This window comes from Mycobacterium sp. SM3041, from assembly GCF_039668335.1.
GTDB lineage: Bacteria > Actinomycetota > Actinomycetes > Mycobacteriales > Mycobacteriaceae > Mycobacterium.
This window is the reverse complement of sequence record NZ_JAYXBQ010000047.1, coordinates 36,078-42,402: the sequence shown is the minus strand read 5'-3', so window position 1 is coordinate 42,402 and position 6,325 is coordinate 36,078. Positions and strand designations below refer to the sequence as shown.

General features: G+C 64.3%; 7 protein-coding genes. 5 read left to right on the top strand and 2 right to left on the bottom strand.

All coding sequences use genetic code 11. From position 1 onward, the window contains the following. The first annotated feature begins 9 nt into the window (after positions 1-9). The 5 genes from VXD91_RS15765 (at position 10) to VXD91_RS15745 (ending at position 4,672) form a co-directional block, all read left to right on the top strand. On the top strand, positions 10-720 hold the full coding sequence (locus VXD91_RS15765) for an MBL fold metallo-hydrolase (RefSeq protein ID WP_212807389.1): 711 nt from the start codon (positions 10-12) through the stop codon (positions 718-720). Between the two features lie 147 nt (positions 721-867). Beyond that, positions 868-1,152 carry a type VII secretion target gene (locus tag VXD91_RS15760; RefSeq protein ID WP_212807388.1) on the top strand — a complete coding sequence of 95 codons (285 nt, stop codon included), beginning with the start codon at positions 868-870 and terminating at the stop codon, positions 1,150-1,152. A 183-nt stretch (positions 1,153-1,335) separates the two neighbouring features. After that, entirely contained in the window at positions 1,336-2,550 is a 1,215-nt protein-coding gene (locus VXD91_RS15755; RefSeq protein WP_212807387.1) for a hypothetical protein, read from the top strand. An 8-nt stretch (positions 2,551-2,558) separates the two neighbouring features. Beyond that, positions 2,559-3,314, top strand: a complete 756-nt coding sequence (locus VXD91_RS15750; RefSeq protein ID WP_212807386.1) for a hypothetical protein — start codon at positions 2,559-2,561, stop codon at positions 3,312-3,314. 32 nt (positions 3,315-3,346) lie between these two features. Next, positions 3,347-4,672, top strand: coding sequence for a hypothetical protein (locus VXD91_RS15745; protein WP_212807385.1), 1,326 nt, complete (start codon positions 3,347-3,349; stop codon positions 4,670-4,672). A gap of 51 nt (positions 4,673-4,723) precedes the next feature. Here the strand turns inward: VXD91_RS15745 and VXD91_RS15740 are convergent, their stop codons facing one another. Together VXD91_RS15740 and fabG are read right to left on the bottom strand one after the other, a co-directional pair. Beyond that, the gene (locus VXD91_RS15740) at positions 4,724-5,509 is read right to left on the bottom strand and encodes a GntR family transcriptional regulator (protein ID WP_212807384.1); all 786 of its coding nucleotides are present in this window, start codon (positions 5,507-5,509) and stop codon (positions 4,724-4,726) included. Positions 5,510-5,533: 24 nt separating this feature from the next. Beyond that, positions 5,534-6,310: a 3-oxoacyl-ACP reductase FabG gene (gene fabG, locus VXD91_RS15735; RefSeq protein ID WP_212807383.1), complete on the bottom strand. Its 777-nt coding sequence runs from the start codon at positions 6,308-6,310 to the stop codon at positions 5,534-5,536. Between the last annotated feature and the right edge of the window lie 15 nt (positions 6,311-6,325).

Below are 6,325 nucleotides of genomic sequence, written 5' to 3'. Positions count from 1 at the left end.
CGTGGGGACATGGCCGAACTGCTCGCGCTGACCCCGTTGTTGTACCGACTGCGGATCCCTGGCGAGCGGGCCCATCTGCTCAACTGCTATCTGCGGCTCGACCCCGACGGTGTGACGCTCGTCGATACCGGCTGGCCCGACAGCGCCGCACTGGTCGCCGACGCCCTCACCGCACTCGGCCGGGAGCCCGCCGATGTGAAACGTATTGTGCTGACGCACTTTCACGAGGACCACTGCGGCGCCGCCGCGGAGATCGCCGGCTGGTCCGGTGCCGAAGTGATTGCCGGGGAGCTGGATTCGTCGTACATCACGGGTGCCGCCGACGGGCCGGTACCGGTCCTCACCGATGCCGAGCGGACGCTGCGGCCGGACTTCGACGCCGCACCGCACGGCCCGGCCTGCCCTGTCGACCGCACGGTGGCCGATGGTGACATCCTCGACTTCGCCGGCGGCGCCCGCGTCATCGCCGTCCCGGGTCACACGCCGGGCAGTATCGCGCTGTACCTGTCGGACGACGATGCCGTGCTCACCGGCGACGCCGTCGCGGAGGTGAACGGTCAAGTGGCCGTGGGTGTCTTCAACACCGACCGGCCCGCCGCGGTCCGGGCCGCCGGCATCATCGCGGCGACCGGCGCCCGCATCGCCGGGTTCGGCCACGGTGAGGCGATCGTCGGCGATGCCGCGGCCCGCATCGCCGCGGCCGTCGACCTGTTCGGGTGAATCCGCGGCCAGCAGGCCATCTACTCAACGGGCGCTGCGGATCGGTCAAGTCTCGGCATCCAGTAAAGATCGGTCAATTCTGATTTTGCTGACGGTTCGCCCTCGCGGTGCGCGATATCCTCGAACGCGAGGGTGGGGAGGATCCGAATGCTGGTTGACCCTGAGATTTTGCGGGCGTTCGCAGATCAAGTTGGTATCGCATCCAATGCGATCCGTGCCGCGGACATGGGGAGCAAGGCGAGTAGCGCCGGAGATGGGCTACCTGGTTCCACTACGCAATGGGCCTGCCGCGTTGTCGGAGCCCATATCGCCGCCGAGGCTGAGAAGATCGCAAGCAGCATCACGCGTATGGGGGCGGCGGTTCGCGGGGCCGGCGACAAGTACGAGGTGACCGACAGCGACCTCGCCGGGGCGTTCAAAGGGCTGTTCTGACCGATGTTGCCGTCGAGACCCCGGTTGGAGAAATGGTCGCCAGATTCCCTCGTCTCGGCGGGGAGTGCACTGGGAAAGAGCGGCGACGATATCGCGTCAGCCGTTCGATCTCTCGACGACCAGATCAGGCGGATGCCTGAGGCGAGCGCATGGTCGGGCTCCGCACATGACGCAGCGACCGCGATGTTCGGCCGGGCGACGAGAGCCGCTGATGATTTCGCGAAGTACACGAGCTCGGTGAAATCGGCACTCGCCAAGGGCGCGTCAGATATTGGCAATGCAAGGGCCGCGCTCATCAACAAAGCCGACGCGATCGATCGGACCGAACTTCACGTCAGCGATCAGTGGGTAGTGCTGATCAAACCAGCCGAGATGTCAGAGGAGAAGGCCGCCGCGCTCCAGCGTCAAGCGGAAGTGGAGCAGGTAGAAGTCAACCGGCTGCTGGTGGCCGTCGGTGGCGCCGATAGTGGTACGGCAGCTGCGGTGCAGGCTGCTGCGAAGAATTTTGGCTTCGCGTTGCCTGCGCCGAGTGACATCGGCTTGGGGTTCCCGACGACCGGGCCGGTGCAACCGGCGGACGAGGTTCCAAACCCGCTCACCATGGACGGATTGATGCAGCAAGGCATCGTCCGTGGCGAAGATATGGCGACTATCAGAATTGCCACGACCGAATCGATTGACAAGGACGGAAATCACGTCACCACGTTGACAATGGCGGACGGCGGCAAGAAGGTCATCACGACGTATGACTTCAATAATACGAAGAAGATGGAACATGTGGGGTCGAATTGGTTCGACAAGAACGGCAATTTGCTTTGTCACACGGCGTCCTGGGTTGACCCTGGAACAAAGGTGAAATACACCCAGATGGATTTCGGGAACAACGGTGCATTCTTCCTCGCCACCGAGACCCCGGACGGACACCAAACAGCGGGTTGGACAATGCCGGATGGGCGGCACGGAGCGTTGCCGCCCGACAATCCGTTCTTTACCAGCGACGCGCCGACGGTGGTCGGCGGGGCACTCACAGGCCTCGATGCACACGTGGGCCGAGGCGGCAGCCTGCCGGGGCTGACCCCGGACTCCGTCAAGGACATCGGTAAGGCTGCCAGATACGGCGGGCCAGCTCTGGGACTATTGACAACAATGTATAAGTTTGCCGCTGCGCCGACTCCGCATGAGGCCTGTGTCGCAGGCATCTCTGGGGTTTTCGGGGTTGGCGGTGATTACGCCGGAGGCTGGGGCGGTGCAAAGCTCGGTGCCGTAGTCGGTGCGCCGTTTGGGCCCGAGGTGGCGGCGTTTACAGTGCCAGTGTTTGCGGTCGGGGGTGCGTTCGGCGGGGGCAAGGGAATGGAGTGGATAGGAAATCAGGTTGGTGGTGCATTTTGCCCGAAATAGAATTACAGATGCCCGAGCACTGGAAAAATCCAAGAGTGGCCGCGAATTTTTCTATCTCGGTTTTTGCGGTTCTCGTTGCGCTTTGCCTCATCTGGGTTCTCTATCTACTTGGCCGTCGTGACTATCTAACTTCTGTATTCGCTGTCGGACTACTACTGTGTTTCCTGTTTCTGCTTGTTTTGGCACTACAGGTTCGGCTGGGTCGCGTTGTTCCTCAGGCAACCAGTGAAGCCGACGGCACATATTTCCGTCCACCACACGCAAAGACCCGGTTCCTGGAGCTATCGATTGTCAGCGCGATAGTTAGTGGAATTTCTTTTGTTTGCTACGTTCCTAGCGGGCGGCTCGCAATCGGAATCGGTGGGGCCAGGCAAATCTATTACCCCATTATTGTTGCCGGAATGGTGTGTTGGTTTGCCTACCTTCTCCTGCGCGGTAGGTCGAACGGCTGGGGATATCTGAAACTGTCGCCGGAAGGGTTTGAGGTCTCAAACTCCGTAACCACGACCGCCAGTGGAGCGTGGGATGACGTGGTGGATGTCATTGACCAGGCGCCCAAGGGCAAGGCCGTGAGCTGTCCGGCGGTGATGGTGATGACAGATGGTGAAACGCAGACCATCAACAGCTTGCCTACCTACCAGGCGAATGGAGCTGCGCTCTACTGGGCTATCCGGCATTACTGGCTGTATCCGGAGAACCGCGGTGAGCTCGCCAATGGCCGGGCGATCGAACGGTTGCGGGCGCAGGACTTCGAGGTCGAATGATCCGTCGAGGCGGGCTTCGCAAATGGTGGCTGGTGGCTGGTGCGCTGGCTTTGGCTGCTGCGGTGGTGGCTGCCGTGATCGTCGTCCAGCGACCGGTCGACGGCAGGCCACAGTCTGCGCCACCGCTGGCCACCGCAGAGCAGTTGGGGTTGCCCAACCAGTTGTTGCTGTCTCAGTCGATGCGGAAGCAACCGGTGTTCGGCTGGCACGTGACGGCAGCCGAGCTGGGGCTACCGGCAGATTCGATGATCCATCCGGCCGGCAATGTGGGGGACCGTGGATTCTTTCTCGGTGCCTCGAGCGACGGGTGGCGAGTTGTCGGGGTCAACGTGGCGGATGGTCACCGGCTGTTCGCTCCGGTTCGGCTGGGCCCCAACGCACGCGCGGCCAGTACTCGCTGTTTCGTGAATGGGCCGGCGATGTTGTTGTGCGTATGGGAGGCTTCGGGACAGCCGCGGCGGGCGTGGGTCGTCAACACCGAGACTGGGGCCGTGATGTTCGACGGCCCGACTGAACTACGAGCATACGGATCAGGTCCCGAACCACGCTTGAGCCAGGTAGGTGACTACGTGGTTGCCGCGGTGCCGGACAGTGGTGTTCATGGGGTCGGCCCGCATGCCGAGCTCACATGGTTTGTCCCGGGCGATGGTCTGCTCGGGGATTCTGCGGGAGCCAATTCGGACCTTCAGCCGATGAAGTTTGCGTCGCAAGGTGTTTTCAGGGCGCCGGACATCGTTTTCTCGGTTGTCGACGGCGTCTCGGTGAAGCCTTCAGCGGGGCGTGACGCATCAGTCGGGGGTGCCATCGTCTACGCCGGTGGGTTCGGGTTCAGCTATCACGATCAAGACGGCTCGGAACGCGTTGCGCTGCTTGATGAATCCGGCCGGTTATCGGCGCAGATAGCCGGAGGCCTTGTGAATACCTCGCCCGACGTGCCGATCGTGGAGGACGAGTCGCAGCTTCGAGTCGTCACGATGAGTGGGCGGCAACTGCTCGAAATCCCCAAGCCGACGTTACGGCTATACGCACGGCTCATTGGTACGACCCTGTACGTCGCCTCCGACAAGCGGCTTCGAAGTTGGCAGCAATTCGACCTGCGAACGGGCGCCAAGGGAAAGGCCTGCGATGCCGAAGGCCTGTCCACCAGCTACATCGGCTCTGATGGCGCGATCGCCATCCTGACGGGCGAGCCGTCACCGGTCGCCTATGGCATGGATATGGCGACATGTGAAACCGCGTGGGCCATGCCAGGCACAAGCTCCCCAGACGTGACTGTGCGGGAAGTATGGAGGGTCAACACCACGCTGCTGGGTCGCGGCGCGAACGACTTGTTTTCACTTGTGTCGCAGCCTAAATGAGCTGGAGCTAGTGGAAATCCCTGGGCATTCTCGGCGCGCTCGGTGGGACAGCTAGGCCGTGACGGTGAGCTCGACGCGGCCGTCGGTGCCGAGGGTCTCGCGCTCGGCCAGCGCGGAGGTCTTGGCGACGAGCCGGACCCGGTCGGCGCGGAACAGATCCTCGGAGTATTCGAACGGCCGCCCGCCCGCATCCGAGGCGACACGCGTCATCGCCAGCAGGGGAGTGCGCGTCGGGATTTCGAGCCAGGACGCTTCACGGGGATTGGCGCTGACGACCTCGATGCTCTCGACCGAGGTGACCGGCCGCAGGTCGTAGCGGACGGCCAAGATGTCGTAGAGCGACCCGCCGAGAGGTTGCTCGAGCAGGTCCGGAACGAGGTCGGCGGGGAAGTGCGCGCAGTCGACCGACAGCGGGAAGCCGTCGGCATAGCGCAGGCGCTGGATGACGACGAGTTCGGTGTCGGGCTCGATGCCCAGGCGTTGCGCCTCGATGGCCGTGGCGCCGCGCAGGGCCGTCGACAGCACCCGGCTGCGGGTCGTGGAATGACCGCCCTGCTTCAGCCGATTCGGCAGGCCCGACAGCTCGGCGACGTTGCGTTCCACGAGCACGGTCTTGATGAACGTGCCGCCCGCACGGCCGCTGCGCCGCTCCAGGATGCCGGCGCGGCTCAGCGGAACCAGGGCACTGCGCAGCGTCGCCCGCGAGACGGAGAACTGCTCGGCCATCTCGCGTTCGGAACCGAGACGGTCACCGGGACGGAGCGTTCCGGCGTCGAGCATGCTGACGATGCGGCGCCGCACATCCTCGGCTACCGGGCCACCCTCGGACTCGTCCATGTCGTTCACCGTACCGACCTGGTATCACCCGGCGACGGCGTCCAGGGATTCCGGCAGGATTTGCCCGCCGTCGACGACGATGGACTGGCCGGTGAGGTAACGGGCCTCGTCGCTGGCGAGGAACGCGGCGACGTGGCCGATGTCTTCGGGAGTGCCCAGCGTCCCGGCGGGGATGGAGCGGGCCATGCCGGCGATGTAGTCCTCGCCCATCTCCTGCAGACCCTCGGTGAGGATGTTGCCGGGCAGGATGGCGTTGACGGTGATGCGCTTGGGCGCGAGTTCGATTGCCGCGGTGCGCATGAAGCCCAGCTGTGCGGCCTTGGATGCGCCGTAGTGCGACCAGCCGGGGAAGCCCGTCACCGGACCGGTGATCGACGAGGTGAGGATGACACGGCCGGCGCCGCTGCGGGTGAGCGCCTCGAGACAGGCCTGCACGCTGTAGACGGTGCCCTTGACGTTGACGTCGAGCACGGTGGCGAGATCGTCGGGTGTCATGGTGGCCAGCGGTGCCTCGGGGAAGATGCCGGCGTTGGCGCACAGCACGTCGATGCCGCCGAAGGCGTCGACGGCAGCCTCGGCCATCGCGTGGCAGGACCGGGGATCGGCCACGTCGACCGCGACCCCGATGATCTTGCCGGACCCGAGCCCGTCCAGGCCGGAGACGGCGGTGTCGAGGTCGTGCAGTGAGCGGGCCGCCACGGCGACATTGGCGCCCGCGGTGGCGAAGACCGCGGCGATGCCGTAGCCGATGCCCTTGGTGGCGCCGGTGACGATGACGTTCTTGTTGGTGAGATCGAACATGGTGCGCGGTGTCCT

Excerpts from the sequence above, each read along its gene's own strand:
- VXD91_RS15765 (WP_212807389.1), top strand. The coding sequence starts at position 10 with ATGGCCGAACTGCTCGCGCTGACCCCGTTGTTGTACCGACTGCGGATC.
- VXD91_RS15750 (WP_212807386.1), top strand. The coding sequence starts at position 2,559 with ATGCCCGAGCACTGGAAAAATCCAAGAGTGGCCGCGAATTTTTCTATC.
- VXD91_RS15740 (WP_212807384.1), bottom strand. The coding sequence starts at position 5,509 with ATGGACGAGTCCGAGGGTGGCCCGGTAGCCGAGGATGTGCGGCGCCGC.
- fabG (WP_212807383.1), bottom strand. The coding sequence starts at position 6,310 with ATGTTCGATCTCACCAACAAGAACGTCATCGTCACCGGCGCCACCAAG.
- VXD91_RS15755 (WP_212807387.1), top strand. The coding sequence starts at position 1,336 with ATGTTCGGCCGGGCGACGAGAGCCGCTGATGATTTCGCGAAGTACACG.
- VXD91_RS15760 (WP_212807388.1), top strand. The coding sequence starts at position 868 with ATGCTGGTTGACCCTGAGATTTTGCGGGCGTTCGCAGATCAAGTTGGT.